20 protein-coding genes are annotated in these 26,972 nt (G+C 40.3%); 16 read left to right on the top strand and 4 right to left on the bottom strand.

From position 1 onward, the window contains the following. Positions 1–5: 5 nt before the first annotated feature. A complete protein-coding gene (locus tag EOK74_RS10385) occupies positions 6–908 on the bottom strand; it encodes a phosphoribulokinase (RefSeq protein WP_133469934.1) in 903 nt (300 codons plus the stop codon). Between the two features lie 251 nt (positions 909–1,159). On the opposite strand from EOK74_RS10385, the gene EOK74_RS10380 reads away from it, so the two are divergent. From EOK74_RS10380 to EOK74_RS10350, 7 genes are all read left to right on the top strand, one after another. Next, positions 1,160–3,301 (top strand): FAD-dependent oxidoreductase, encoded by a 2,142-nt coding sequence (locus EOK74_RS10380; protein WP_133469933.1) that lies wholly within the window; start codon positions 1,160–1,162, stop codon positions 3,299–3,301. After that, on the top strand, positions 3,301–4,146 hold the full coding sequence (locus tag EOK74_RS10375; protein ID WP_239024079.1) for a DUF547 domain-containing protein: 846 nt from the start codon (positions 3,301–3,303) through the stop codon (positions 4,144–4,146). The genes EOK74_RS10380 and EOK74_RS10375 overlap by 1 nt, the downstream gene beginning before the upstream one ends. Further along, positions 4,127–5,296 carry an ABC transporter substrate-binding protein gene (locus tag EOK74_RS10370; RefSeq protein ID WP_133469931.1) on the top strand — a complete coding sequence of 390 codons (1,170 nt, stop codon included), beginning with the start codon at positions 4,127–4,129 and terminating at the stop codon, positions 5,294–5,296. Before EOK74_RS10375 ends, EOK74_RS10370 begins: the two co-directional genes overlap by 20 nt. Next, positions 5,272–6,912, top strand: coding sequence for an ABC transporter permease family protein (locus EOK74_RS10365; RefSeq protein WP_133469930.1), 1,641 nt, complete (start codon positions 5,272–5,274; stop codon positions 6,910–6,912). Before EOK74_RS10370 ends, EOK74_RS10365 begins: the two co-directional genes overlap by 25 nt. Next, entirely contained in the window at positions 6,906–7,562 is a 657-nt protein-coding gene (locus EOK74_RS10360) for an ATP-binding cassette domain-containing protein (protein ID WP_133469929.1), read from the top strand. Before EOK74_RS10365 ends, EOK74_RS10360 begins: the two co-directional genes overlap by 7 nt. A 12-nt stretch (positions 7,563–7,574) precedes the next feature. Then, positions 7,575–8,204: a CDP-alcohol phosphatidyltransferase family protein gene (locus EOK74_RS10355; RefSeq protein WP_133469928.1), complete on the top strand. Its 630-nt coding sequence runs from the start codon at positions 7,575–7,577 to the stop codon at positions 8,202–8,204. Positions 8,205–8,322: 118 nt separating this feature from the next. Next, positions 8,323–9,294, top strand: a complete 972-nt coding sequence (locus EOK74_RS10350; protein ID WP_239024078.1) for an alpha/beta fold hydrolase — start codon at positions 8,323–8,325, stop codon at positions 9,292–9,294. Between the two features lie 118 nt (positions 9,295–9,412). Here the strand turns inward: EOK74_RS10350 and EOK74_RS10345 are convergent, their stop codons facing one another. Continuing rightward, positions 9,413–11,293, bottom strand: a complete 1,881-nt coding sequence (locus EOK74_RS10345; RefSeq protein WP_133469926.1) for a DUF885 domain-containing protein — start codon at positions 11,291–11,293, stop codon at positions 9,413–9,415. Positions 11,294–11,579: 286 nt separating this feature from the next. Here EOK74_RS10345 and EOK74_RS10340 point away from each other — a divergent pair, with 286 nt between their 5' ends. Next, positions 11,580–11,777 (top strand): CPXCG motif-containing cysteine-rich protein, encoded by a 198-nt coding sequence (locus EOK74_RS10340; RefSeq protein WP_133469925.1) that lies wholly within the window; start codon positions 11,580–11,582, stop codon positions 11,775–11,777. A 145-nt stretch (positions 11,778–11,922) separates the two neighbouring features. Further along, positions 11,923–12,912, top strand: a complete 990-nt coding sequence (locus tag EOK74_RS10335; RefSeq protein ID WP_133469924.1) for a YeiH family protein — start codon at positions 11,923–11,925, stop codon at positions 12,910–12,912. On the opposite strand, the gene EOK74_RS10330 is transcribed toward EOK74_RS10335, so the two are convergent. Then, a complete protein-coding gene (locus tag EOK74_RS10330) occupies positions 12,903–13,721 on the bottom strand; it encodes a sterol desaturase family protein (protein ID WP_239024077.1) in 819 nt (272 codons plus the stop codon). The two genes, EOK74_RS10335 and EOK74_RS10330, sit on opposite strands and share 10 nt — an antisense overlap. A 105-nt stretch (positions 13,722–13,826) precedes the next feature. On the opposite strand from EOK74_RS10330, the gene EOK74_RS10325 reads away from it, so the two are divergent. The 7 genes from EOK74_RS10325 to EOK74_RS10300 all read left to right on the top strand — a co-directional run bounded on the left by EOK74_RS10325 (position 13,827) and on the right by EOK74_RS10300 (position 25,708). Continuing rightward, positions 13,827–14,531, top strand: coding sequence for a DUF1499 domain-containing protein (locus EOK74_RS10325; protein ID WP_133469923.1), 705 nt, complete (start codon positions 13,827–13,829; stop codon positions 14,529–14,531). Positions 14,532–14,762: 231 nt separating this feature from the next. Next, positions 14,763–15,395: an OB-fold-containig protein gene (locus EOK74_RS10320; RefSeq protein WP_133469922.1), complete on the top strand. Its 633-nt coding sequence runs from the start codon at positions 14,763–14,765 to the stop codon at positions 15,393–15,395. 39 nt (positions 15,396–15,434) lie between these two features. Next, positions 15,435–17,453, top strand: a complete 2,019-nt coding sequence (locus EOK74_RS10315; RefSeq protein WP_133469921.1) for a flotillin family protein — start codon at positions 15,435–15,437, stop codon at positions 17,451–17,453. A 57-nt stretch (positions 17,454–17,510) separates the two neighbouring features. Beyond that, positions 17,511–22,592 carry a DNA repair ATPase gene (locus EOK74_RS10310; protein ID WP_133469920.1) on the top strand — a complete coding sequence of 1,694 codons (5,082 nt, stop codon included), beginning with the start codon at positions 17,511–17,513 and terminating at the stop codon, positions 22,590–22,592. A gap of 61 nt (positions 22,593–22,653) precedes the next feature. Beyond that, positions 22,654–23,061, top strand: coding sequence for a hypothetical protein (locus EOK74_RS10305; protein WP_133469919.1), 408 nt, complete (start codon positions 22,654–22,656; stop codon positions 23,059–23,061). A gap of 144 nt (positions 23,062–23,205) precedes the next feature. Beyond that, positions 23,206–23,343 (top strand): hypothetical protein, encoded by a 138-nt coding sequence (locus EOK74_RS20830; RefSeq protein WP_166638751.1) that lies wholly within the window; start codon positions 23,206–23,208, stop codon positions 23,341–23,343. Positions 23,344–23,683: 340 nt separating this feature from the next. Further along, entirely contained in the window at positions 23,684–25,708 is a 2,025-nt protein-coding gene (locus tag EOK74_RS10300; protein ID WP_133469918.1) for a PAS domain-containing hybrid sensor histidine kinase/response regulator, read from the top strand. Positions 25,709–25,823: 115 nt separating this feature from the next. Here the strand turns inward: EOK74_RS10300 and EOK74_RS10295 are convergent, their stop codons facing one another. Then, positions 25,824–26,771 (bottom strand): alpha/beta fold hydrolase, encoded by a 948-nt coding sequence (locus EOK74_RS10295; RefSeq protein ID WP_239024076.1) that lies wholly within the window; start codon positions 26,769–26,771, stop codon positions 25,824–25,826. Positions 26,772–26,972: the final 201 nt, after the last annotated feature.

Raw genomic sequence — 26,972 nt, 5'->3', positions numbered from 1 at the left:
GCTTGCTATTTTTCGCTAACCCAGTCCATTTGAAATCCCGCGCGACGTTTTTTATCGAGAATTTCCTCTAATAGTGGCATCAAAATCAGCTCCATGGCTAAACCCATTTTGCCGCCAGGCACTACTATGGTGTTGATCCTCGACATAAACGACCCTTCAATCATTTGTAACAGATAGGGGTAATCAACGTTTTTCATTTCACGGCGAAAACGTACCACAACAAAACTTTCATCTTGGCTGGGAATTTCTCTGGCACTAAAAGGGTTGGAGGTATCAACTGTAGGCACTCGCTGAAAATTAACATGTGTGCGAGAAAACTGTGGTGTAATGTAGTGAAAATAGTCGTCAAGACTACGCACTATACTACTCATTACTGCTTCTCGAGAATGGCCTCTGTCTGTGGTGTCTCGTACAATTTTTTGAATCCATTCTAAGTTTACAATTGGTACTGTACCCACTAATAAATCTACGTGTTTAGCTACATCCACTTCATCATTTTTTACACCGCCATGGAGACCTTCGTAGAATAAAACATCGGTTTTCTCAGGTAAGTCTTGCCAAGGTGTAAAGGTGCCGGGCATTTGATTAAAAGGCACGGCCTCGTCAAATGAGTGCAGATATTGCCTGTGTTTGCCCATGCCTGTTTCAGCGTATTCTTTAAACAGGGTTTCGAGCATTTCAAAATCGTTAGCTTTTGGACCAAAGTAACTTATGTGTCTACCTTGCTCTTGTGCTTTACGGATTTCTACTTCCATTTCTGGGCGAGTAAAACGATGAAAACTATCCCCGGCTACTACCGCCGCGTTCACCGATAAATTTCTAAAGATATGGCGAATAGCATTCGTGGTCGTAGTGGTACCGGCCCCAGAGGAACCAGTAATCGCAATAATGGGATGTTTTACAGACATTAAAAATTCTATGTGAAGAAAAGAGCATCATTTATAAGCAAGCTTGGCTACGGGGTCAAGTACAACCTAATATCCTTAAGGGTTTTTTATGTTAAATATAGGAACTAAAACGTAAGTGAAACCCTAAAGAACCCTAATTGTTTTGGATATGTAGTGAAATAAATAACATACTGCATAGGTCTTCAGTGAGCAGCAATGGTATTTATGCCATTAACATTGATTATTGTTTTGGAATAAGGTTTGTAAATACCATGAATGTAAAACGCGGAATTCTTTTCGTCCTGATATTAAGTTTAATAGGCGCTTTTTTTGTTTTTGACTTGGGACAATACCTAACTCTAGACAGTTTAAAAGCTAACCAAGAAACGTTAGCCGAATTTATTCAAGAAAATTGGCTGCAAGCTTTCGTTGCGTACCTTATTTTGTACATCATAGTGACAGCCTTGAGTTTACCTGGTGCAGCAATATTAACCTTAGGCGCTGGTGCTTTATTTGGCTTAGGCTGGGGCTTAGTACTCGCATCGTTTGCCTCAACTATTGGTGCTACTATTGCCTTTTTAGTGTCACGTTTTTTACTCCGAGACTGGGTTAAAAATAGTTTTAGTCAAAAGATTGCATCGATCGATGCTGGTATCGAAAAAGACGGGGCGTTTTACTTACTTAGCTTACGTTTAGTGCCTTTATTCCCATTCTTCATTATTAACCTAGTGATGGGGGTGACTAGTATTCGCATTATTACCTACTACTGGGTGAGTCAAGTAGGTATGTTGGCGGGGACCTTTGTGTTTGTGAATGCAGGTACTCAATTAGCAAATATTGAAACCTTATCTGGTATTGTTTCGCCTAATATTATCTTATCTTTTGTGTTGTTAGGTGTGTTCCCACTTATCGCAAAATTAATTTTAAACATCATTAAGGCACAACGTGTTTACAAAGGCTGGGAAAAGCCAAAAACTTTCGACCGAAACATGGTGGTGATTGGTGCAGGTTCAGCAGGTTTAGTTACGGCTTATATTGCAGCTGCTGTTAAAGCGTCGGTTACGCTTGTAGAAAAACACAAAATGGGCGGCGACTGTTTGAATACCGGTTGTGTGCCGTCTAAAAGTTTACTTCATGCGAGTAAGCTGGCCCATATGCACAAAGGTGCTGAAAAATCAGGTGTAAACTACCAAGCGCCAGAAGTCGACTTTAAAGCTGTAATGGGCCAAGTGCACAATGTTATAAAAGCCATTGAGCCCCACGATTCTGTAGAGCGTTATGAATCACTTGGTGTAAACGTAGTGACAGGTAGTGCAACCATAGTGTCGCCTTGGCAGGTTGATATTCAAACCGAAGATGGTGTGCAATCACTTACTACTAAAAATATCGTTATCGCCACAGGTGCCAGTGCCTTTGTGCCCCCAATTCCTGGATTGAAAGATGTCGATTATTTAACAGCTGAAAACCTCTGGAATCTAACCGAACAGCCTAAGCGTTTAGTGGTACTAGGTGGCGGCCCTATAGGTAGTGAACTTTCTCAAGCCTTTGGTCGTTTAGGTACGCAAGTTACACAAATTGAAAAACATAACCAATTGTTAAGTAAAGAAGACCCAGATGCAGCAGAGCATTTGTATAAACAGCTTATAAAAGATGGGGTTGATGTACGTCTAAATACCACAGCTAAAGCGATTGAAAAAACCGCCGAAGGACAGGTTATTGTACTTGAAAAAGACGGTGTAGAAGAGCGCGTAGCCTTTGATAAAATTTTAGTGGCTGTGGGCAGACAAGCAAACTTAAAAGGGTTTGGTTTAGAAAAACTAGGCATTGAAACGGATAGAACCATAGTCACCAACGAAATGTTACAGACTAAGTACCCTAATATTTTAGCTGCGGGTGATGTGGCTGGCCCTTATCAGTTCACTCACACCGCCAGTCATCAGGCTTGGTATGCTGCGGTTAATGCATTATTCAGAGGCTTTAAAACCTTTAAAGTAGACTACAGCGTGATCCCTTGGGCTACGTTTACTGAGCCAGAAATTGCAACGGTTGGCTTAAACGAAACCGCTGCGAAAGAGCAGGGTATAGAATACGATATAAGTCGTTACGATATTGGCGGTTTAGACAGAGCGCTTGCAGACGACCACGCTAGAGGTTTTGTAAAAGTACTCACTATGCCAGGCAAAGATAAAATCTTAGGGGCGACTATTGTTGGCGCCCATGCAGGTGAGCTATTGGCTGAATTTGTATTAGCAATGAAGCATAACTTAGGCATGAACAAGTTATTAGGTACTATTCATATTTATCCGACTATGGCTGAAGCGAATAAAAACGTGGCTGGGGTGTGGAAAAAAGCCAATGCACCAGAAGGCCTATTGAAGCTTGTAGAGCGTTTTCATAAATGGAGAAGGTCATAGTGTCTGACGTATACACAATTACTAAGCGAGCCACCAAAAATTCGCTACTAATTGCAGGGTTAATAATGTTATCAAATACAGTGCAGGCCTTTGAACATCAACACACTGAGTTTACAAAAGTACTAAAAAATGTCGTGGTGTCTGATGATGAAAAGCAAACACGAGTTGATTACGCCAAGCTGAGTGCTAATCCATCTTCGCTTAATGCTTATTTGGCAAGCTTGTCTGCGGTTTCTGAGCAAGAGTATGAAACCTGGTCTGATATGCAGCAATTAAGCTTTTTGATGAATGCATATAATGGTTTCACCCTAAAGTTAATTGTTGATAACTATAAAGATTTTGCTGCTGGTGAGGCTGAATCCATAAAAGATTTAGGTAGCATATTTAAAAGTCCATGGAAGAAAGAGTTCTTTACTCTCTTAGGTAAAGAACGCCATCTCGATGGTATTGAACATGGGATGATCAGAGAGTGGTTCACGTACCCGAGAATCCATGCCGCCTTAGTGTGTGCTGCTGTGAGTTGTCCGCCATTACGTAATGAAGCATTTGTAGAAGACAAGGTCATTGCCCAACTGGATGAGCAAATGAAGTTATTCTTAAGTGACGACTCCCGTAATAAGATTAACCTTAAAGAGAAACAGCTTGTGTTATCGCCAATCTTTAATTGGTACTCGGATGATTTTGAAAAGGGCTATCAAGGTTTTAATAAAATAGAAGATTTGATACAGACTTATCAACTAGATATTGCGAACGATCCGCAAGAAGTTGAGTTTTTAAAGACTCAAAAATTTACGATTGATTACTTTGATTATGATTGGCGATTAAATGATATCTCGACGTTTTAGCACTAAGCTAATCGGTTTAATTCTACTGGTTAGTTTGAGCATATCTAATGTTATGGCTGAAGATTTAGTCGCTGAAACGTTAGATGAAACGAGTGCTAAGTGGCAGCAAACCCTTAAAGTAGCAAAAGGAAAGTCGGTATACTTTTATGCTTGGGGTGGCTCTAAAGCCGTTAACGAATATTTACGTTGGGCTAAGCGAGAAATAGCAAAGCAGTATGGCGTGAGGTTAATACACGTAAAAGTTACCGACCCGGGTGAAGCGGTGGCTCGCTTGAAAGCTGAAAACGGCCGTACCAGTGCTATTGATTTAACCTGGGTGAACGGTGAAAACTTTGCCTATTTAAAACAACATGATCATTTGCTGGGTAATTTATGGTCTAGCATTCCTAATGTCGCAAATTTAGCCATAGATACTCTGCCTATTACTGTTGATTTTGGGGAGTCTATGGATGGTTATGAGGTCCCTTGGGGCATAGGCCAGTTCAATCTAATCGCTGAAGAAGCGGTGTTTTCTAATGCTCAGTTTAGTGCAGATGACTTATTAACTATTGCTCGTAATAACCCTGAAACCGTGACGTATCCAAGACCGCCTGAGTTTCATGGTTCTACCTTTTTAAAGCAGCTTTTGGTGAATTTAACCCAAGGAGATGAGCGTTTATATATGGCAGCTACTGAGGTTGCGCAACAGGATTTATTACCAAAACTTTGGGCCTACTTAGATACGTTACATCCATATTTATGGCAGCAAGGTAAGGCGTTTCCTACATCGTCTTCAGAGCAATTTTTGTTATACCAACAAAAGAGTCTGTCTATGGCGGTGTCTTTTAACCCTAATCAATGGATAAAAGAAAAAGCCACCAAACAGATACCAGAATCAAGTGTTAGACGTTCGTTTATCGATGGTGCTATCACTAACAGCCACAACCTAGCTATTCCCAAATTTGCTCCTAATTCAGAAGCTGCAAAGGTGGTGATTAACTTTATGTTAAGTGAGCAGGCACAGCAGCTGAAATTTGCGGGTGAATGGGGAGACCCTTCAGTTCTAAAGTCGATGTTTGATAGCCGTTCATCATTACCAGCCCATGGAGAGCCTCATAGTTCGTGGCAGTTAATTCTTGAGGATGCATGGCAACAACGTTACGGCGGTTAAGTCGAGTATTAGGCTGGTGGCTCGTTATGTGTATAGCCAGTTTACCTGTGTGGGGTATTTTATTTGGACTTTGGCCTGATGAAGATACCTCAATTGCTGACCTTTCAAGGTTACTCGCTTATCAAGGGTTAGGGTTATCACTTTCGCAGAGCATGTTTAGTGCGCTGTTTAGCAGTCTTGTGTCTTTGTACCTGGCTTTTTTAATTTATAGTCAATACCAGTCTCATTCAAAAGTCGGCGGCCCTTGGCTTGAAAAATACCTCTCGCCGTTACTGTCGTTACCTCACTTAGCAATTGCGCTAGGATTAGTTTTTTTATTTAGTGAGTCGGGTGTATTTTTTGTAAATGGTGATATTGGTCTGCCTCGCAAAGGGCTCTCTACCTTTATCATGGCCATTATCATAAAAGAAGTGCCATTCTTTCTGCTTATTTTGATTGCTGTGGGGCGGCAACTTCCCTTGCATGGTTGGTTATTGCAAGGACGAGCATTAGGCTACGATATAAGTACAAGCTGGTGGTTGTTGGTTTTCCCGAATATGTTGAAACAAATGCGTTTGGCGTTACTCGCCGCCTCTGCCTATACCTTGTCTGTGGTCGATATGAACTTACTGGTTGGCCCTAATATACCTGAACTGTTTGCTGTATCTGTGTATCGTTGGCAAGGCAGTTTTAGTGAGGGTGATCAAGCCTTAGGGTTTTGGGCTAATGTACTCCTGTTAGTGCTGTTGGCAGTATCCATTATTTTTTTATACTGCCACGAAAAACTGGCGATCAAAGTATTACAGCATTGGACGGTTTTGGGACGACGCATTCGTTTAGGTTTTGTAGATACTCTAGGTCAAGTGTGGCTGCCTGCTTCAGGGCTATTAATTTTGCTTATGGTGCTGGTATTTACTCTCTGGTCTTTAGGGTTCAATTGGCGCAGCGATACCTTTAGTTTACGTAATTTGAATACTCATTTATGGCAAGACGAATGGTTGTTTGTTGCTTTACCCCTTCAAAATGCCCTGCTCATTGGAGTAAGCGCTGCAATACTTGGTATTATGTTTACTTTGTTAGCCCTTGAGTTACAGCGACAAAAGGGTCGTTATTTACCAGATTACATTTGGTTATTAGGTATTTTACTACCGCAACTGAGTATGGTGCTAGGGTGGCAGGTGTCGCATATTTGGTTAGAGGGTGGATATCATAGTGGCTGGGTTGTTTTTGCCCATTTCCCCTTTACCTTTGGTTATGCTTATTTAGTATTAAAAGGGCCGTTTCAATCAATTGACGCTAACTATGAGTTAATTGCGGCAAGCTTTGGGTATTCGCCTTGGCAACGCTGGTGGAAAATACGCTTTAGATTACTATTTCCTGCTACTTTGTCAGCGTTTGCTATTACCTTTGCGGTGAGTATTGCTCAGTACATACCTACTTTAATGATAGGGGCTGGTCGAGTCACTACTATTACCACAGAAGCTGTTGCTATTGGCACAGGTAGCCAACAAGATGTGGCTGCACTTTATATTTTGTTGCAATCTTTATTGCCTTTAGCCGCTTTTTTAATTACTGCACTTTTGTCTAGTAGGGTTGCAGGGCCAAAACATTCAACATTGGAAATTTCTAGATGTTAAGTATTAAAAATTGCCTAATTGATAGTGAAACCTGGCAAATCAGATTTCCAGATATGCAACTAGACCCAGATGATTTATTAGTGATTATTGGCCCAAGCGGTATTGGTAAGTCAACCTTGTTACATTGGTTGTTAGGCAATCAGCCTAAGCATGTAAACATAAGCGGTCAGGTTTTGATTGATGACCAAGATGTGAGTCAATTGGCTGTGGAAAACCGCCATATCGGGTTACTTATGCAAGACGTTTTTTTATTTCCTCATTTAAGTGTTGAGGATAATATTAGCTTTGCTTTACCTAAAAGCCCTGATTTAAATTCAAAAAAGCAGCGCCGTACTAAAGCTCACAGTATGCTTGAACAAATTAATTTAGAACATCTCGGTAAGCGTTACCCACAATCTTTAAGTGGAGGGGAGCGCTCCCGGGTTGGCCTAGTTAGAGCGCTAGCGAATCAACCTAAGGTTATGTTGCTTGACGAGCCTTTTGCTGCTCTTGATCCAAGTAATAGAGAAAAAATTGGAAAATGGACGTTTCAACAACTAGCACAACAAGCTATTCCTAGCATAATGGTAACCCACGATCTTAAGGATATACCTATCTTTGCTAAACAACTTAATCTGGCTGATTATTATCAGTCCAAAGAAACGCCATAGAGTGACTGATTTATGATAGACCCATTGTTAAATAAATTACTAAGGCCACCCTTAGCTTTAGTGGTTAAACCTTTAATTGCCTCGGGTATTAGTGCAAATCAGGTAACAGTAGCTGGGTTTGTTTTAGGTATGTTAGCAGTGCCAGCGGTTATTTCTGAGCACTTTACCCTAGCCCTTACTTTAATTTTAATTAATCGAATTTGTGATGGATTAGACGGAGCAATTGCTAGGCAAACCCAAACATCAGATGCTGGTGGCTTTTTAGATATCAGCTTAGACTTTATATTCTACTCTGCCGTTGTCTTTGCTTTTGTGGTGAGTCACCCGGAGAAAAATGCCATTGCGGGTAGTTTTCTAATGCTGTCTTTTACTGCCACAGGAAGCTGCTTTTTAGCGTTTGCATCCATGGCCTGTAAATACGATATGCAAAATCCTGAATACCCTAATAAAAGCCTGCATTACATGGGCGGTTTAGCAGAAGGCTTCGAAACCATAGTTGTATTGTGTTTGTTTTGTATGTTCCCGCAATACTTTGTGCCAATAGCTCTGGTCTATGCCGTCATGTGCTGGATAACTACTGGAGTCAGAATTATCACTGGGTATCAGACTCTCAAAAAAGTTAACGTCACTGAATCAAACTGAAGGTAGCGAGTACGAATAGTAAGTTAATGGCGCTTCAACTATCTAAGCTCAGCTCAACCCTCTATTATAGGTGGCTGATTATAAGTCATTTGTAAGAGAAGTAGTCTTGAATTTAAGCTTGCCCCGGTTATTCCTATTTATATGTTTGTTAACAGCTTGCGAGCGAGCACAATTTAAAGACCAAGTTACCCAAACTTACGGTCTTGCTGATAGAAGTTCAGAATATCGTGATCTAGTAAGCAAAAACCCAAAGGAGCTCAGTGGTGAGCAGCTTTACAACCGCGCGCTTACCCTTTGGGATATCCCTTATCGTGAATTAAAGCTCCCCACTTCAAACGGCAGTGCCCACGTTTTAGTTTCAGGACCTGTTGATGGAAAACCTATTGTGTTACTCCATGGAATGAGCGTAGATTCTACTATGTGGTACCCCAATATTAAGGCCCTTTCAGAGCATTATAGAGTATACGCCATTGATGATATTTGGGGCGCCGGTAAATCTACACCTAGCCATGAAGATACAGAGATAACAACTTTAGTGGCTTGGTATTTTGAAGTATTTGAACTGCTACAACTGCAACAAATAAATCTGATTGGCGCATCTCAAGGGGGGTGGATAGCCACAAACTTAGCCCTTAGCGCCCCAGAACGATTTGATACTCTAGTTTTACTAAGCCCAGCTCAAACTATCACTTGGCTTGAACCCAGTTTAGATATTCTTGCTAATATGTGGTTTAAATTAAATCCAGACCGAGATGGCCTTGAAGATAATTTAGAAACCTTGTCTAGTCGCGCAGAGAATATTGATATTCTGTATAAAGATCGTTTTTTTAGCACCATTAAAAACGAACCAAGATCGCCTATCCTCTTGGATATGCAACCTTTTAGGGATGCGCAATTATCAAGGTTATCTATGCCAGTATTACTTTTAGTAGGGGATGATGATTTAGTTAACGATTTGGACACAGTGCAACAAGCCAATAAAATATTGCCAAATGTTCAGGCTGAAATCATTCAGGAAAGTGGCCATTTTATTAACGCTGACCAAGCAGATTTAGTAAATAAAAAAATCCTTACTTTTTTACAGAAATAACGGCTTTTACACGTTTGACTATGACAATAAACTTATAAATAGGGGCTGTGGATCTTTTGAGTATGAATGCAGCCAATTGACTGCAAACATTTCCTAAATCAATTGCCCCTAATTAAAGTTAACTTTTTAGTTTTGATGCAACCCAATCTTCTACCTTGGTTTGCAATACATTGAGTGGTAATGGGCCATTCTTAAGCACTTGGTCGTGATATTCACGAATATCGAACTTATCACCCAACTCTGCTTTAGCGTCTTCACGTAATTCGAGAATTTTAAGCATTCCGATTTTATAAGCTGTGGCTTGCGAAGGCATTACAATGTGACGCTCTACCATTTTCACACCATCTGAAACCGCATTAGGCGTGTTATCAGTGTAGTAAGCGATACCTTGTTCACGAGTCCACTTCTTAGCATGTATACCTGTATCAACAACTAAACGACAAGCACGCCATAACTCCATGGCTAAACGCCCGAAATCAGAATAGGGGTCTTGATAGGCACCAAATTCTTTGGGCAGATATTCTGAGTACAGTCCCCAACCTTCGGTGTAGGCTGTATAACCACCAAATTTCCTAAATTTAGGCACATCTTTTAGCTCTTGTTGAATAGCTAGTTGCATATGATGTCCTGGAATACCTTCGTGATAAGCAAGGGCTGCCATTTGATAAGTGGGCATGGCTTTCATGTCATACAGGTTGGCGTAGTACAAACCTGGGCGAGTTCCATCTTCGGATGGTCTCTGATAAAAAGCCTTACCTGCAGATTGCTCTCTAAAGGCTTCTACTGCTTTTACATTAAGATCTGCTTTAGGTTTAGTGATAAACATATCATCTAGCTGCCCCTTCATGTCATCAATCAAAGTCGTTGCTTCGCTCAAATAGCGGGCTTTTCCTTGTTCGGTGTTTAGGTAGTAAAATTGTTCATCATTACGCATAAACTCCATGAACGCTTTTAGGTCGCCTTCAAACTTTACCTTATCTTTGATAACGCGCATTTCATCATGAATACGAGTCACCTCGCTTAGACCTATTTGATGGATTTGGTCAGAGGTGAGGTCGGTAGTGGTGGTGCGTTTTAGTGCAACGTCATAATAGGCATCGCCATCTTTCCATTTCCAAATACCATCATCAGTTGTGGCTTTGGTTTCTAATTCAATTAAATGAGCAATTAGTTTTTCATACGCTGGTTTAACTGAGTTAGTCAGGGCAAGGCTAGCCTGAGACATTAATTGCGCTTTATTAGCACTGGTTAACGGGCTATCTGTTTTTAGGCTAAGTGCATCTAACTTTTTAGTGAAATCGACCAGTAATGCACTGGGCTCGCCATCGTCAAATGGCGCACCTTTGATAATGTTTTTGCTGTCACGTATTACATGGGGGAAAACAAACTTTGGAGGAATAATATTAGCTGCAGTGCGAGCTTCTATATTGGCGATTAGTTGGTCAAACAATTTTGGTACACCATTTAAGCGAGCGATGTAATTCTCTGCGTCTTTCACATCATTTATCCTGTGTTGATTAATCAACAAAGAAACAACGCCAGAATGACGACCGAACATTTGATTAACTGGATAATTGTATAGTCGCCATTTGTCGTCTGCGATTTGGTTTTCCATTGACTGTACTAATAAATCATAACTTAGCGCAGTGGCTTGATCTAATTTGGCTCGATCAAACGTAAGCAGCTCAGCAAGCTGTTGCTTGGTTATCTCAATCGTCTTATCAGCATAAGCTGGAGATAAATCGTTCCACTCATCAGCACGCTCTTTGCGCCCTAGAGCAGTTAAATACTCAGGGGAGCGAGCAATATTTTCTTCAAAAATACGTTCAAAAAAACCATTAACCCGTTCTGACTCTGACATCTCTGGTTTAACACTTGTAGTCTGTGCAACAGCTGTTGCTTCAGCATTTGCAGGTGATGTTGTTTTTGGAGTTGATGATTGATTACAGGCTGCTAGAAAAAAAGCAGCACTTATGGTTGCGATATATGGCTTGCGCACTCGTAGTACCTTTACTTATTAAGATTACAAAAATGATAAAATTTAGGCCTAGTTGAAGCAATAGACCTAGTCGTGTATCTGAGGAGGTCTACCGCAACTCTAAGGTGACTCGACTTAAAAATGTTATAATTACTGAGGTTTCGGGATTGTGAACGCTAATAAGTGCAGTTTGGATTAATATGGGGTCAATAAGTCAAGAGTTGTAAAACTCCAATATCAGACCTGATTTTAAACTAAGTCAGTCCTATCACATTGGGTATTAATAAAAGCATAGGAGAACTACATCTTGAATGAATTAACACCAAAATCTATAGGGTGCCCATATTGCGGTGAAACCATCAAAGTTCTACTAGACGCATCTGATGTTGCCGAGCAATACATTGAAGATTGCCAAGTATGCTGCAGACCAATTAGTTTTTTGGTTTATGAAAGTATGGATGGCGAGCTTGATGTTAATGTTTACAGTGAAGATGATGTGTTTTAGCACTACACCATTAATGCATTTACAAAGCCCACCAATTGACCCGCTTCTTTAATTATAAAAACCACTGGTACCATAACGGGTTACACCAGTTATCACTTTAGGTTAGAGTCTCTTGGCTTGTTTCTATTTTTAGGCTTATTTTAGCATGTCGCACGTTTTATCTGTAAAAGCTGTCTTACCAGGGCTAACTGTTTCAATCATTGTGGGCTTCGCAGCGCTATTTTTAAGTGAGCATTATGGCGCGCCAGCCATGTTATTTGCCTTATTACTGGGCATTGCCATGTCATTTTTATATGAAGACACCCAATGTAAGCAAGGTGTTGAGTTTGCTGCAAATCATGTATTACGAATAGGTGTTGCTTTACTAGGGTTTAGGGTTGCATTTGGTGACTTGCTAACACTAGGGTGGAAAACCGCACTGTTATTAGTGTTTGCTATCCTAAGCACAATTACCATAGGCGTAGTCTTGTCCAAAGCCCTAGGTTTAAATAAACGCTTTGGGGTGTTAACTGGCGGGGCTGTAGGGATCTGCGGTGCTTCAGCAGCTATGGCCATTTCGGCAATTCTTCCTAACGACAAACATAAAGACAGAGACACCCTTTTAACTGTGATTGGGGTCACCTCTTTATCGACCATATCTATGATTTTGTACCCAGTTATTGCCGATGCTTTAGGGTTAAACCATACCGAAACTAGCATCTTTTTAGGGGGAACAATCCATGACGTTGCGCAAGTAGTAGGGGCCGGGTACTCAGTGTCTGAACAAACCGGAGATCTCGCCACCTTAACCAAGTTAGTAAGAGTCTCTTTTTTAATGCCAGTAGTACTTTGTATATTGTTGTTATTAAAACTAAATTTAGATAAAGATCTTGAAGCTAAAAGCCCCAAACTCCCTGCTTTTTTAATCGTATTTGTATGCTTAATGACATTAAACAGTATGTTAGACATTCCAGCTTTTGTTACCCAAGCAGCAACTGATTTTTCTCGCTATGCACTGGTCATTTCAATTGCCGCCATAGGTATGAAGTCAAACTTAAGACAAATTTTAACCGTCGGCCTTAAACCTATTTTCTTACTGTTATTTGAAACTATTTGGATTGCCCTAGTGATTCTATTGGCGTTACCTTATTTGTAACCTGTAGGCTTATTTTTAAAAGGCATCAACAATAAATGTACTAAGTTGCTATTCGATTTTTGTGTTGGATATTCTTTCAAACCAATATTTATACCCATGTCGCCGTTTTTCGCAGTTTGGGTATAACTAGCAAATAACCTATCCCAAATTGATAAATTAAACCCAAAGTTGCTATCTGTCTCACTCACAATTTGGCTGTGATGAATACGATGCATGGTTTGCGTCACTATGACTTTACGAAGTAGCCGCTCTATATTTTTAGGAAGCGCAATATTTGCATGGCTAAACATAGCGGTGGCGTTGAGTAGCACTTCAAAAATTAGAATCGCCATTAATGGAGCACCCAGTAGAACAACCGCCACTAACTTAATGGCAATACTCAGCCCAATTTCTATTGGGTGAAACCTAAGGCCAGTAGACACATCAATATGTGGGTCGGCGTGGTGTACTCTGTGTAGTCGCCAAAGCAAAGGTACCCGGTGAAATAACCTATGTTGCCAATAAATCAGGCAATCAAATAACACCACAGTAATAGGTATAGACCACCACAAGCTTACAGAAAATTGATTCCATAAACCTATATTGTGCTGTTGTGCCCACAGAGCTACCGCCCCTAAACCTGCAGGTATGAGCAAGCGAACCACCAAGGAGCCAAGAAAAATTAACCCAAAGTTTGAGGTCCAACGTGCCAGCTTAGATACCGGAGATTTGCGGTTAGGTGTTAATGCTTCCCAGCACATCATCAGTGCTAAAACGCCAATAAACACACCTAGCCTGATCCAAACTTCTGTGGTGCTATCAATCATCATGTTTGTTTATGCCTCAACCTTAGTTGGAACAATTCGCATTGCCGCAACCATTTATATATTATCATCTGCATATATTGCTACTTATCATGACAGGACCGAGTTTTTATGAAAGTTATTACCTTAATTGCAGGTATTTTATCTGTACTTATTTTGATGTTATCTGGCCCTTTATATCAAGCCGAAGTTTTAGAACTACGACAAGCCTTTATGGGATTTCGTGTGGCACTTATTGTGGGCGCAATTGTTTTGGTCTTAGTGTTGATTCAAGTTATTTTTATGCGTAAAAATATAGTATGGAGTACCACTATTTTTTCAGCTTTGTTAGCACTTGTGGCTGTAGGTTTCCCCTTAGGTATGATGAACAAAGGAAAATCTGTGCCCGCTATTCACGACATAAGCACTGATTTAGTTAACCCTCCTAAATTTAATGCCATTCTTGCTCTACGCGCAGACGCCCCCAACCCTGCAGCCTATCAAGGTGAAGAAATTGCCAGTCAGCAACGTAGCGCATATCCAGAGTTACAAACGCAAACTTACTCTCAGTCTAGCGTTCTAGTCTTTGATGCTGCTCTAGCTTCTGTAAAAAGTATGGGCTTAGAAGTCGTTACCGCAGACAAGGCCACAGGGCAAATAGAGGCATATGACACTACTGCTTGGTTTGGTTTTATAGATGACGTGGTAATTAGAATTCAAAGCCAAGCAGACAAAACAATATTAGATGTGCGTAGTAAGTCACGTATCGGCCGCAGTGACTTGGGTAAAAACGCTGAGCGTATTCATGATATTTTAGATGGTATCGCATTAAACTAAACATTAGCAGTGTTTCTATAGGGGGATCATAGCAACACTGTTTTATATAAGATTTGTAATAAAAAGCTATGAAAAATGGGGAATTACCTTCTTCATATAAGCGAATTTTGTTACAAGTCTTCAGTACGAATAGAAACTCTTCTCATTGACAAATCTATGTTTTAAAAGTAATTTCAATCTTTAATGACCTGATTAGTTTGATTCTCAAACGTAGTTACGGAGCAGAACAAAATGGAACTTTTTTTAAACGAAGTGTTTAGCTTCCCCACCATCATATTCACAGTTCCTTTAATTGTTTTTATGCTGTTTTGGCTTATGGCTTTTGCAGGATTAATTGATATTGAAATTCTTGATTTTGATAGCGACAGTGATGCTGACGCTACCAGTGGCACTTGGATAGAAAGCCTTGGTTTAGACGGAGTACCGCTAACCGTAGCATTAACCCTTGTTGATATTTATGCCTTTGCCTTTACCTATTTGGCCCGCAAATATTTGATGCCCTTGCTCGATGGCGTGTTAACGGCCACTGCCGTAGGTTTTATTGTGGCGATATTTGCAGTAGTGATTGCTATTCCTTTTGCTGCGGTATGTTGTAAACCTCTTCGTAAAGTATTTCATACTCATGAAGCTCTCTCGAAGAAAGACTTACATGGTGTGATATGCACGGTTACCACACAGACAGTTACCGAGTCTTTTGGTCAAGCAACGGCAGATGACGGCATGGTATATAGCATCAGAGCGAATACCCCCAACGATTTATCTAAAGGCAGCCGTATCGTGTTATTAGAGTTTTCTGAAGAAACCGATAGCTATACAGTCGCCAGCGAAGCAGAAGTAATGGCAATGTCATCTTCTAGCCTGTAACCCCTTTCCCCAATAAAAAGTAGTTAATGGAGTCAACGTATGAATACTGAAAGTGATGTAATTTTTTGGATTTCTCTTGCTGTAGGCATTTTTGTATTAATTATGGGGGTCACGCTTATGCTTGCTCGCTTATACAAAAAAGTGGAGCAAGGCCGTGCCATGATCATCAACAAAATGGGTAACGAACCTACGGTTACTTTTACCGGCGGTGTGGTGATACCGGTATTTCATAAAATGGAAATTATGGATATCTCTTTGAAAACTATTGAGGTAGACAGAAGTGGCTCTGATGGCTTGATTTGTAACGATAATATTCGTGCAGATATCAAAGTTGGCTTTTTTGTTAAGGTTAATAAAAATCGCGATGATGTAATGAAGGTGGCACAAGCTATTGGTTGTGAGCGAGCGTCTAACATTGCCACATTAGAAGACTTGTTTAGTGCCAAGTTCTCAGAAGCTCTAAAAACCGTCGGTAAATCTTTAGAATTTGAAGAGCTATACGCCAAACGTGACAAGTTCCGCGACATGATTATCGATAACATTGGCACCGACCTAAACGGTTATGTACTTGAAGATGTTGCTATTGATTACCTAGAGCAAACGCCACTTGAAAAGCTTGACCCAAATAATATCTTAGACTCCCAAGGTATTCGTAAAATCACTCAACTTACCGCAGAACAACATATTCAAACCAATGTGTTTGAGCGCGACGAAGAGATGAAAATCAAGCGTAAAGACGTTGAAACCCGCGAAGCAATTTTAGAGCTAGAACGCCAGCAAGCTGATGCTGAAGCGAAACAAAAACGTGAAGTAGAAACCGTAATCGCACGCGAGACTGCTGAAACTGAGCGAGTACAACACGAAGAAAAGCTGAAGTCTGAACAAGCTCGTGTGCAAGCCGAGCAAGAAATTGAAGTGCAAGAGCAAAACAAACAGCGTGAAGTAGAAGTGGCTGAAAACAATCGTTTACGTGCTGTTGCCATTGAAGAAGAACGTGTCGTAAAAGCCCGAGAGCTTGAGCAAATTGAACGTGAGAAAGAAGCGTCGTTACAGCGTATTGCCAACGAAAAACTCCTAGAGCATGAAAAGCGTGAAATTGCCGATGTTATTCGCAGTCGAGTAGAAGTAGATAAAACGGTTGCCGAAAAAGAAGAAGAAATTAATGACGTACGTGTGGTTTCTGAAGCTGAACGCTTGAAAAAAGCGAAAGTGATTGCCGCCGAAGCAGAAGCTGAAGAAGCCTTAGTGAAAGACATTAAAGCTGCTGAAGCTGCTGAGAAATCTGCGGAGTACATTGCCAAAGAGAAATCTGTGATTGCGATGGCTGACCTAGATGTGGCCGAGAAACTTGCTTTGTCACAACGTAAAGAAGCAGAAGGTAAAGAGGCTCTTGCGGCAGCTACCGGGTTAGCAGAAGCTAAAGTGATGGAAGCCCAAGCTATTGCCAAAGAGCAAGAGGGCATGGCTGAAGTAAGAGTACAAGAAGCCTTAGCCGATGCCGTTGAAAAAACCGGTGTGGCTGAAGCAGAAGTCATGGCGAAAAAGGCAGCTGCTGAAGCAGAAGGTATGACCAAGAAATTTGAAGCTATGGGCACTATGTCTGACAGCCAGCGTTCACACGAAGAGTTCAGAATGCGTCTAGACAAACACCACGAAGAAAACATGGAGTCAATTACTACCAACGTAGAAATTGCTAAACAACAAGCACTGGTGTTATCCGAAGCGTTAAAAGAAGCCAATATTGATATCGTAGGAGGAGACACCAGCTACCTAGATAGCTTTGTTAAATCCCTATCTGTAGGTAAAGCCATTGATGGCACAATAGGCAAGAGTGAAACACTGCAAACTGCATTTGCAGACCACTTTAACGGCGATGCCAGCTTTGTTGAAGATGCCAAAGAGCTGATTGCAGGCTTTGGTGGTGCCAGCGGTAATGCTAAAGACACGGCTATTACCGCACTCGTAGCTAAATTTTTAAAAGAAGGCGGAGACAATCCCCAAATTATGGATTTAGTTGCCAAAGCGCTAAGTAAAAAGAGCGACAGCACTTCAAGCTAATAAACAGTGTGTGGGCAGTGATTTCACTGCTCGTTTTCATTAGCTGGGAGAGGCTTTATGGCAGAACAAGCTACAAGAGATCAAAACCAAGTTGACCAAGCGGTTGCCGAGGGCGGGGCTTATGAAGTTATTCGCGCTCGCTTAACCGAGCAAGCGTCAGCTCTTAAACAAAAAGTCGATGCCCTTAATCAAGCCCGCATTGATGAGTTTGGTCAAGCGAAATTAGATGTACTTAGTCGAGTACGGGTCAGAACCGAAAATAACTGTGTTGCTAGGGATATAGTGCCAGTTGGTGAGCATATTTTATTTGGCTACAACGTATTCATTGGCCTTAAAAAAGAAACCAAAGTACAAGATGTATTTGGTTTGTTTAAGCTCAAGCAAAGTGACGCAGGATATGATCTTGAAGCCCAAGACCTAGCAGGTAGTTTTTTAGCAGATGCTAACTTTGTTAAAGAATTCAGTGAGTTATACGTTTATTACAAAGAAGCTCGCTTAATTCAGCTTAAAGTACAAAATCAAACCCTTTTTGCTGTGTTTCAAATTGGCCGAAAAATTGAAGACACACGAGTTTTTCAATGGCGAGTAAACAAAGACGGTAGTGCTACCTACATAGATAACCGCGGTGAGCGGGTAATTAAAGTAGCTCCCTCACATGATTTTGAATGGCTAAAAGCTGGGCGCGAGCAACACGAAACGGGCCAACATCCCCACGTTAATATTCTTGATTCTGTGTTTGTTGAAACCCTAAGCGGTCAGCTCACTATCAAGATCGAAAATAATACCGAAGACGGTTTGGGGATCTATAACGAACCGGTAGACGATCAAACTCAAAGCCTAGCAGATGCCGATATTCACTACGCAAAAATTGGCACTTTGATTCTGCTAAAAATCCAACCTTACCGCGAAAAGCAGTATCGTTATTTGGTCTTTAACACTCGAACAAATCAGGTTAATCGTATTGATGCCATAGGTTTAGCTTGTGTGTCGTTACCAGAAGACCACGGCATTATTTTTCCCGGTGGTTATTACCTACAAAATGGTGAAACAAAGTCTTTCCCTGACGAAATAGAAGGTTTACGTTTTAAGCGTACTATCCGCTCACCTAATGGCGAGGATGTGCTTTACGTATTTTACGAGCCAGAATCTGGATTGGTTGGCTTGTATTCTTATAACCTTATTCGTAAAGAGTTACAAAACCCTATTTATGCTCATGGCTATAGCGTATTTGAAAATGGCACTATGGTGGTGTTTGTAGCTGAAGACGAAGCGACTCGAGTACACCCTATGCAAGTATGGGAAACCCCATACTTCAGCCAAGAGCATGCTGCTAAACAACCCACAACCGATAGTTTTTTTAGCCGCATTGGCAATAAAGAATTAGTGCGGGGTATTTCAGATTTGATTGCCATTAATCGCAGTGTGGCAAACCCAAATCCCAGTCGTAATTTATACGAAGACTTAATCAAAACCTGCCGCACTATGTTCGACAGTTATTATTGGTTATCAGAGCCAGAAGTTAACGGCCTAGGTGAGGTTATACAAAGTATTACTGCTACCGCTGAGCTGGTAATTGATGAGTTTATTAAGGTTGAGCAAATACGCTTGCAGGCTGACAAGGCCCTAGTTCACGCTGAGCAAAAACAAGCTGAAGTATTAGCGTCAGTTAAAATCAATGATTGGCAATCTCCCGAACAATACGTGAACTGTTTGACTGCATTACGTCAGCAGCGGGGCCACTTAATCACCTTGAAAGATCAGCGGTATATCAATAAAACGCGCATCGCCGAATTAGATGCTCAAGTAACTGAAAAATTCGAAGAGGTGAGCAGTGCTACCGTAGCGTTTTTAGCAGCTGATAAAGCGTTGCAACCATACCATGAAAAAGTCTCCGCTTTAGAAAATAGCGTGGCTGAAGTAACACTAGTAGTAGATATTAAGCCACTGATTGATGAATTAGACAGTTTATCTGTTGGCTTAGATTTATTGACCGAAATTTTAAATGGTTTAAAAGTAGACGACGCTACAGTAAGAATAAAGATTCTTGATGATATATCTGAAATATATGCCAAATTAAATCAAGTCAAAGCCCAAGGTAAAAATCGTCGTAAAGAGCTAGGAACTGGCGAATCTTCTGCCGAGTTTGCAGCGCAATTTAGATTGTTTTCTCAAAGCATCAATAGCGCCATTGCCATGGTTGACACACCAGACAAAGCCGACGAGCAGTTATCTCGCTTGATGATCCAGCTTGAAGAGCTAGAGTCTAAATTCAGTGAGTATGATCAGTTTTTATCCGACATAATGGATAAACGAGAAGAACTTCACAGTGTATTTGAAAGCCGCAAACAAAGCCTGATTGAAGACCAGCAACGTCGCTCACAAAATTTATATACTGCTGCAGAGCGTATTTTAAAAGGTGTATCTAGGCGAGCTGCTGGCTTTAACGATGCCGATCAGCTTAATACTTACTTTGCTTCTGACCCTATGGTTATGAAGCTAGCTGACTTAGTCGCACAGCTTCGTGATTTGAACGATCCGGTTAAAGCTGATGATTTAGAGGCTCAGCTTAAAGCTGCCAAAGAACAGGGTATCCGTAGTCTGCGAGATAAACAGGATATTTTTGAAGACGGTGGCGCAGTAATTAAGTTGGGTAAACATAAGTTTAGTGTGAATTCGCAAAATCTAGATTTAACTTTGTTACCCCGTGATGACGGCTTGTATCGACACCTGGTTGGCACTGACTATTTTGAACAGCTCGACAGTCAAGAATTAAACGAACTCAAACCCTATTGGCAACAGGCCTTAGTGTCTGAAAATGACCAAGTCAGCCGTATTGAATATCTCGCCTCTTTAATTATTCGTGATGCAGAGCTGCAACAGAATGGACAGTCTATTAAGGGTTTGTACGAGTTAGCTAATGATTCAAAAGCGTTATTAGATCTAGTACGCGGCTATATCTCTGAGCGTTACCAAGAAGGCTACGAAAAAGGTGTTCACGACTCGGATACGATAAAGGTATTACAGGCTATTTTGCCTGTGCATCAAAAAGCAGATTTATTGCGTTACTCACCAAAATCCAGAGCGTTGGCCATGATGTTTTGGGGGTTTTCTAGTCGAGAAAAAAACCAAGAAAAAATCTGGCAAAGCCATGCCTTTAGCGCCCAGCTGTTGGCTAATTCTTTTAATAGCCTTGAGGGTTTTGAGCAATTACAACAAAGCTTGCAACACAAACTACAAGAGTTTTGTAAGCGATTTGCTTTAACCTTTACCCACAACGAAATTGAGCAAAGTAGTCATTATTTAAGCGCTGAACTAGCTCAACCTAAATTGGCCTTTATCAGCAGCCAGCCTGCCAAGGGGTTAGCAGCAAACTTTGCCAAGCAATTGGACACTCTAGGTCATGGTCATGAATTCCAATCTGTCATGGCTCAGTTTAATCAATTAATTGAGAGTTCTCCGTCTAATGGTGTTGTTATATATGGATTAGAGGAGCAGTGGTCGCTTACTAATGCATGGTTAGCCGCTACTTTGTCAGAAAATGATAAGGCACAATTAGCCCATTATTTACCAGAGGCTGCTGCACTTATTATTTGCCAAGATAAGCTCAATACTCGGCCTAGTAAAGTAGACTTAAATATCACCATTGATGGGTTACTTAGCGATCATAAAAATATTAAAGATAGTCAGTTACACATTGCTTTAGATGAATATAGTGAAAGGCTTAATCAGTATCATGTGCAACATGTGGCTAACTTTCATCGATATCATGAGTTACGCCAGCAACAAATGCTGCTAAGCAAACAAGAGTTACAACTGGATGCCTACAAGGCTAAGCCGTTAAGTTCCTTTGTACGTAATCGTTTAATCAACGAAGTATATTTGCCCATTATTGGCGATAATTTAGCGAAACAAATGGGTACAGTAGGTGACAATAAGCGTACCGATTTAATGGGGTTATTATTATTAATATCGCCTCCCGGTTACGGTAAAACCACCTTGATGGAATATGTAGCCGACCGCTTAGGTTTGGTGTTTATGAAAATAAACTGTCCGTCTCTTGGCCATGATGTGACCTCTATTGACCCAGAGAATGCACCTAACGCCACCGCCCGCCAAGAACTTGAAAAACTCAATTTAGGTTTAGAGATGGGTAGCAATGTGATGTTGTACTTGGATGATATCCAACATACCCATCCTGAGTTTTTACAAAAATTTATCTCGCTATGTGATGGTACTAGGCGTATCGAAGGGGTATGGAAAGGCCAAGCTAAAACTTATGACATGCGAGGTAAAAAATTCTGTGTGGTCATGGCGGGTAACCCTTACACGGAATCAGGGGATGTGTTTAAAGTGCCTGATATGTTGGCAAACCGCGCTGACATCTACAACTTAGGGGATGTGTTAGGAGGCAAAGAAGAGCAGTTTGCACTGAGCTATATCGAAAATGCCCTGACGTCTAACCCTGTTCTTGCACCTTTAGCATTAAGAGATATGCAAGACGTTTATAAATTTGTCGCTATGGCGCAAAATGGAGAAAGCACTAGTGGTGACCTAAATCATCAATATAGTGGCGCAGAAGTAAACGAAATCATCAGTGTCTTAAAGCACCTTAGCGCCATTCAAAATGTGATTTTGAAGGTGAACTTACAGTATATTCAATCAGCTGCTACCGCAGAAGACTATCGCGAAGAGCCCCCGTTTAAATTGCAGGGTAGTTATCGAAATATGAACAAAATGGCCGAAAAAGTCTCGGCTGTGATGAATCAGGATGAACTGATGCAATTGATTGGCGACCACTATACGGGTGAAGCACAAACACTCACCTCGGGTGCCGAAGAAAACCTACTTAAACTGGCAATGTTAAGGGGCGTAATGAGTGCAGAGCAAACTGCTCGTTGGGAACATATTTGTAGCGCTTTTAGTAGTAAGCAAACCTTACAAATTGAAGGTGACCCCACTACCCAAGCAGTGCAACAACTTGGTCAAATGGCGAATTCATTAGAAGCCATCAAACTAGATATGCAGCAGTCAGATACTACAGACCTCATCAAACCGATAAATCGCGTTGCCACGGCTATGCATTTGTTAAGTAAAGTGTGGTCCGGAGCATCAGAAGAAGATTTTAAAAAGAATAAATAGTTTCAAAGCTTAAACAGGTTAACCAAGGTGTGTTATCACCTAAGAATAGAGAGTCTTAAATATGAATGGTGCAGGCGGCAGTTCTGGTGGTATTGGTCAGTTTTTTATTGGCGTGATTATGATGTGTGGTGGTTTTTATATGCTACTTAATGCCATTACTGTTTCGTCAAACTTCGGTCTTAGTTCAAGGTTGTTTGGTTTTGGCAACAACTTTGGTGTTACCGGGGGCATGATCATGATCCCCTTTATTTTTGGTATAGGTTTAGTGTTTTTTAATGCTAAAAATATCTTAGGATGGTTGTTAACCCTAGGTTCAATTACTGCCTTAATCTTTGGTGTGGTCTCTTCTGTTCGTTTTAATTTAAGAACCATGACATCTTTTGAGTTGATCGTCATTTTGGTATTAGCAGTGGGTGGGTTGGGGTTGTTTTTGCGGTCGCTTAAAAAAATCGATGCAAAATATAGTTGAGTCAGTAAATATTGTGTTTAGTGATGGCTATTGTTTCAGTATTCGGTAAAAAGTGCGGGTTAAATCACTCCTCCTAATGACCATAGGCTCCAGTAATAAAATGTCCCAATGAATATTAAGGCCTTTAAGAGCAATTATAAGGTGATGGCTGAAAGTGTTATTACTCACAAAGTGGCAGTTTGGTTAATGCCCAATAAAGTAAATAAAATACCCAATATTAAGCCTGTTTTATTAGTTATGTTGCGTGATGACCGCAGTACACCATCAATTATCCACGATTAACTTGAAATTCAATATAGTTTAAAATTGGCCGATATAATACTGGGCTATGGCATAGCATTCGATTAGAACAATTATAATATTTACGACTTCTACTCGCTGTTGTTCAGCTGTAAAGTAGTCTCGGTGATTAGGTATATTGGAGCCCGAGTGAAGCCTATTAAGTCTCTAATTATCTGTACGCTCAATTTTACTGTTAGTTTAAGTGCCAGCTACGCTAGCAGTTGTTGAGTTTAAAGTTACAGTATTGAGCACCAACATAGTTTCGTTTTACAGTTTATTTTAATGGGTAATTTATAATGAATTTTTTGCTCCAATGACGATATAAAATGGATATATTGAGATGAACGAGTCCGAGTACAGGGCGTTGGTAAATGAAAATAAGAAGCTAAAAAGTCAACTTAATGAAGTTTGTTTCGAAAGGGACAAATATAAAAAGCTGTTTGACATTTCTGCTGATGCCCTCTCAATTATTGATATGAGTACAGGTACTTATGTTGAATGTAACTCGTCTGCCATTGCTATGCACGGAGTTGATAGCCAAGAGAGTTTTCTTAAGTTAACACCAGCTGACTTATCTCCAGAGCTCCAACTTTGTGGTCGAAAATCTAACTACATGGCAATGGAATACATTCAAAAGGCCCTGCAAGGTGAGCCGCAAGTTTTCCAGTGGCAGTATGTAAAGTTAGATGGTTCGACATTTCCAAGCTTAGTGTCGTTAACTGCCATACCTCTTGGAGATAGGCCCCTTGTTCTTGTTGCCGGCAGAGATGTGTCTGATTTAGTAAAAACCCAGATAAAATTGGTAGATGCTCACCTTGATGCGAAAAACTTTGAACGAGCTTACTTATTAGAAAAAGAAAAATTTAAACAGTTTGTTAATTTAGCCCCAGTTGGGGTGGCCATAAATAGAGTAGAAGATGGACAATTTGATTATGCTAACCAAGAGTTAATTCGTTTTTCTGGTTATCAGCCGGAAGAGCTTAACAGGTTATCTTATTGGCAGCTCACCCCAGAGAAATATAAAGAATTAGACGAGGAACAGCATCGTTTATTAACAGTTACTGGGCGCTACGGACCTTATATAAAAGAGTATATTCACAAATCAGGACATAGCTATCCTGTACAATTATCAGGTGTAAAAATTAAAGGAGAGGATGGGAAAGATTATACTTGGTCAGTGATTCAGGATATAAGTGAGCGGCACCAGACTGAAAGCTTGCTGCGAGAAGCGAAACAACAGGCGGAGAGCTCGAATAATGCTAAAAGTTTATTTTTATCAAATATGAGCCATGAAATACGCACCCCTTTAAATGCAATTTTAGGCATTTTGCAGTTGTTGCAACGGGATATTAATAATCCTAAAAATCAAAAATTGATCCCTCAAGCTATTTTTTCTGCTAACTCTTTATTAAGGATAATTAACGATATTCTTGATTACTCTAAGATTGAAGCAAACCAGCTGACGGTAGAGAATATTGAGTTTTCTATATTGACTATAACTGAGTCAGTTATCTCGGATATGTTACCTGTTGCTCTGGAAAAAGATTTAGGCATTAATGTCTATTTTGAGGAAGACATTCCTAGGGTTTGGATAGGTGATCCGGTAAGAATTAGGCAAGTTCTGCTTAATTTGGTTTCAAATGCTATTAAGTTTACTGAAGACGGTGGGGTAACTATTGGCCTTAGCGAGACACATAAAAATAATATACCTGGTGTGGCAATTGAATTAACAGACACGGGTATAGGCATGTCTGAAGAAGCTTTAAGTGTGTTATTTGAAAGGTTTACACAAGCAGATGTATCAATAACCAGAAAGTTCGGTGGCACTGGGCTTGGTATGTCAATTACTAAAGATTTAGTCTCTCTGATGGGGGGGGACATCAGTATTAATAGCACCGAGGGAAAAGGAACTAAGTTTACTATTTTCTTACCTCTAAAAAAATCGACTAAGGTTGAAGGGCCAAAAACTCAAGTCATTAATATTGAAACTCCTAACCTTAGCGGTAAGCGAATTCTTATTGCAGAAGATAACATAATCAATCAAGAGATTATAAAGTCGATGCTAGAAGAAACGAATGCGGAACTTTATTTTTCTGAAAATGGAGAAGAAGCCGTTAGTATGTTTGGTTTATGTCATCCTGATATCGTTCTTATGGATATTCAGATGCCAATCATGGATGGAAAGCAGGCATTTAGAGTTATTAGGCAACACAACACAAGTGTTCCAATTGTTGCACTTACGGCAAACGTTATGTCAGAAGATATTGAAGAATATAAGTCCATGGGATTCACTGGCTTTTTAGGTAAGCCTTTTGATTTGCAGAATTTATATTCTTATTTGAAAGGTAGCTTTCAGAGTAAATAGATAAATTAAAAGGGTAAATTACATTTAGCTATATAAATGCTTGTGAGCTAATGAGTAGTTTAGTCATTTGCAAAGTATATTAGGTAGTCTATATAGACTACCTCTACGTTTTTGATTATGGCTTTGAAGTTTTTTGAGTTTCTAGAGACGTCATAAAAGCAGTTATATATTTGGCGACGACTACTGGTTTTTCTTCTACTGTAAAATGCCCTGAATCTAACAAGTGTAATTCTGCATTAGGTAAATCTTTTAAATAGGCTTGTGCACCAGCTGCGATAAAAGCTGGATCTTTTTTACCCCATATAATTAAAGTTGCTGGTTGGTATTGCCTTAGATAAGCCTGCCATTTGGGGTAATCTAGTAAGTTATTGTAATAATCTTGCAGTAGTTTAACTTGAATTAGCCTGTCTTTTTGAGTCTGTAAAAAATGTAAATCGTGGGTCCAGCTATCTGGGTTCATAATACTGGTATTACCGGTTACATCTCTTAGGTATTGCTTGTAGATGATTGCTTGCTCACCGGTGAACGAATAAAGTTTATCTAGTTGTGCTTGTGATCTGTCTAGATTGGCTTGCTTGAAAAATGCTTGACGTTGTGGTGTTAATCCTTCGAGATAAGTATTGCCATTTTGCACGATTAAAGCGTCTAGTTTCTCTGGATTTTTCAGTAACATTCTAAACCCAACGGGCGCCCCAAAGTCTTGAAGGTATAGGCTATATCTCTCTACTTTGAGGTGTTGAAGTAATGCGGTTACATATTTGGCTAATACCTCAAACGTGTAATCTTGTTTTGAAGGGGCAGGTCGGTCACTGAAACCTGATCCTAAATAATCAGGCGCAATCACATGGTAACGGCCAGATAAAAGTGGGATAAGTTCACGATAGGTATGCGACGATGAAGGATAACCATGCAACAAAACTATGGTTTGCTTATGTTGTGTGCCAGCTTCTCGGTAAAATATTTTTTGTTCTTTGATTTTAGCGTAATGGTACTGGGTCTTTGTAGGCCAAGTGGCATCAACTGCCTGTACGTTAAATGCAAATAAATATAATACGATGAGCACTAAACTACTGAAGGTTGAAAGCTTGTTGAATGCGTCCGTCGGGAGCCTTATTTGGTTAACAATAAAACTAGTGTGTGTCTTCACTAAAGAGAACGGTTTGATTGCTTTAAATTGGAGCATAAATTTTTTCTAAGAAAGTATTTAATGATTAAGACCAAAGCATGGCTTGTTTTAATTCAAAAACATTCCTTTATCTTTAGA

Origin of the sequence: Paraglaciecola marina (genome assembly GCF_004360155.1) — a bacterium.
GTDB classification, from domain to species: domain Bacteria; phylum Pseudomonadota; class Gammaproteobacteria; order Enterobacterales; family Alteromonadaceae; genus Paraglaciecola; species Paraglaciecola marina.
The sequence above is the reverse complement of the archived record's forward strand: the minus strand, read 5'-3'. Positions and strand labels throughout refer to the sequence as shown.

Excerpts from the sequence above, each read along its gene's own strand:
- EOK74_RS10385 (WP_133469934.1), bottom strand. The coding sequence starts at position 908 with ATGTCTGTAAAACATCCCATTATTGCGATTACTGGTTCCTCTGGGGCC.
- EOK74_RS10380 (WP_133469933.1), top strand. The coding sequence starts at position 1,160 with ATGAATGTAAAACGCGGAATTCTTTTCGTCCTGATATTAAGTTTAATA.
- EOK74_RS10370 (WP_133469931.1), top strand. The coding sequence starts at position 4,127 with ATGATATCTCGACGTTTTAGCACTAAGCTAATCGGTTTAATTCTACTG.
- EOK74_RS10365 (WP_133469930.1), top strand. The coding sequence starts at position 5,272 with ATGGCAACAACGTTACGGCGGTTAAGTCGAGTATTAGGCTGGTGGCTC.
- EOK74_RS10360 (WP_133469929.1), top strand. The coding sequence starts at position 6,906 with ATGTTAAGTATTAAAAATTGCCTAATTGATAGTGAAACCTGGCAAATC.
- EOK74_RS10355 (WP_133469928.1), top strand. The coding sequence starts at position 7,575 with ATGATAGACCCATTGTTAAATAAATTACTAAGGCCACCCTTAGCTTTA.
- EOK74_RS10335 (WP_133469924.1), top strand. The coding sequence starts at position 11,923 with ATGTCGCACGTTTTATCTGTAAAAGCTGTCTTACCAGGGCTAACTGTT.
- EOK74_RS10330 (WP_239024077.1), bottom strand. The coding sequence starts at position 13,721 with ATGATGATTGATAGCACCACAGAAGTTTGGATCAGGCTAGGTGTGTTT.
- EOK74_RS10325 (WP_133469923.1), top strand. The coding sequence starts at position 13,827 with ATGAAAGTTATTACCTTAATTGCAGGTATTTTATCTGTACTTATTTTG.
- EOK74_RS10320 (WP_133469922.1), top strand. The coding sequence starts at position 14,763 with ATGGAACTTTTTTTAAACGAAGTGTTTAGCTTCCCCACCATCATATTC.
- EOK74_RS10315 (WP_133469921.1), top strand. The coding sequence starts at position 15,435 with ATGAATACTGAAAGTGATGTAATTTTTTGGATTTCTCTTGCTGTAGGC.
- EOK74_RS10310 (WP_133469920.1), top strand. The coding sequence starts at position 17,511 with ATGGCAGAACAAGCTACAAGAGATCAAAACCAAGTTGACCAAGCGGTT.
- EOK74_RS10305 (WP_133469919.1), top strand. The coding sequence starts at position 22,654 with ATGAATGGTGCAGGCGGCAGTTCTGGTGGTATTGGTCAGTTTTTTATT.
- EOK74_RS20830 (WP_166638751.1), top strand. The coding sequence starts at position 23,206 with ATGGCTGAAAGTGTTATTACTCACAAAGTGGCAGTTTGGTTAATGCCC.
- EOK74_RS10300 (WP_133469918.1), top strand. The coding sequence starts at position 23,684 with ATGAACGAGTCCGAGTACAGGGCGTTGGTAAATGAAAATAAGAAGCTA.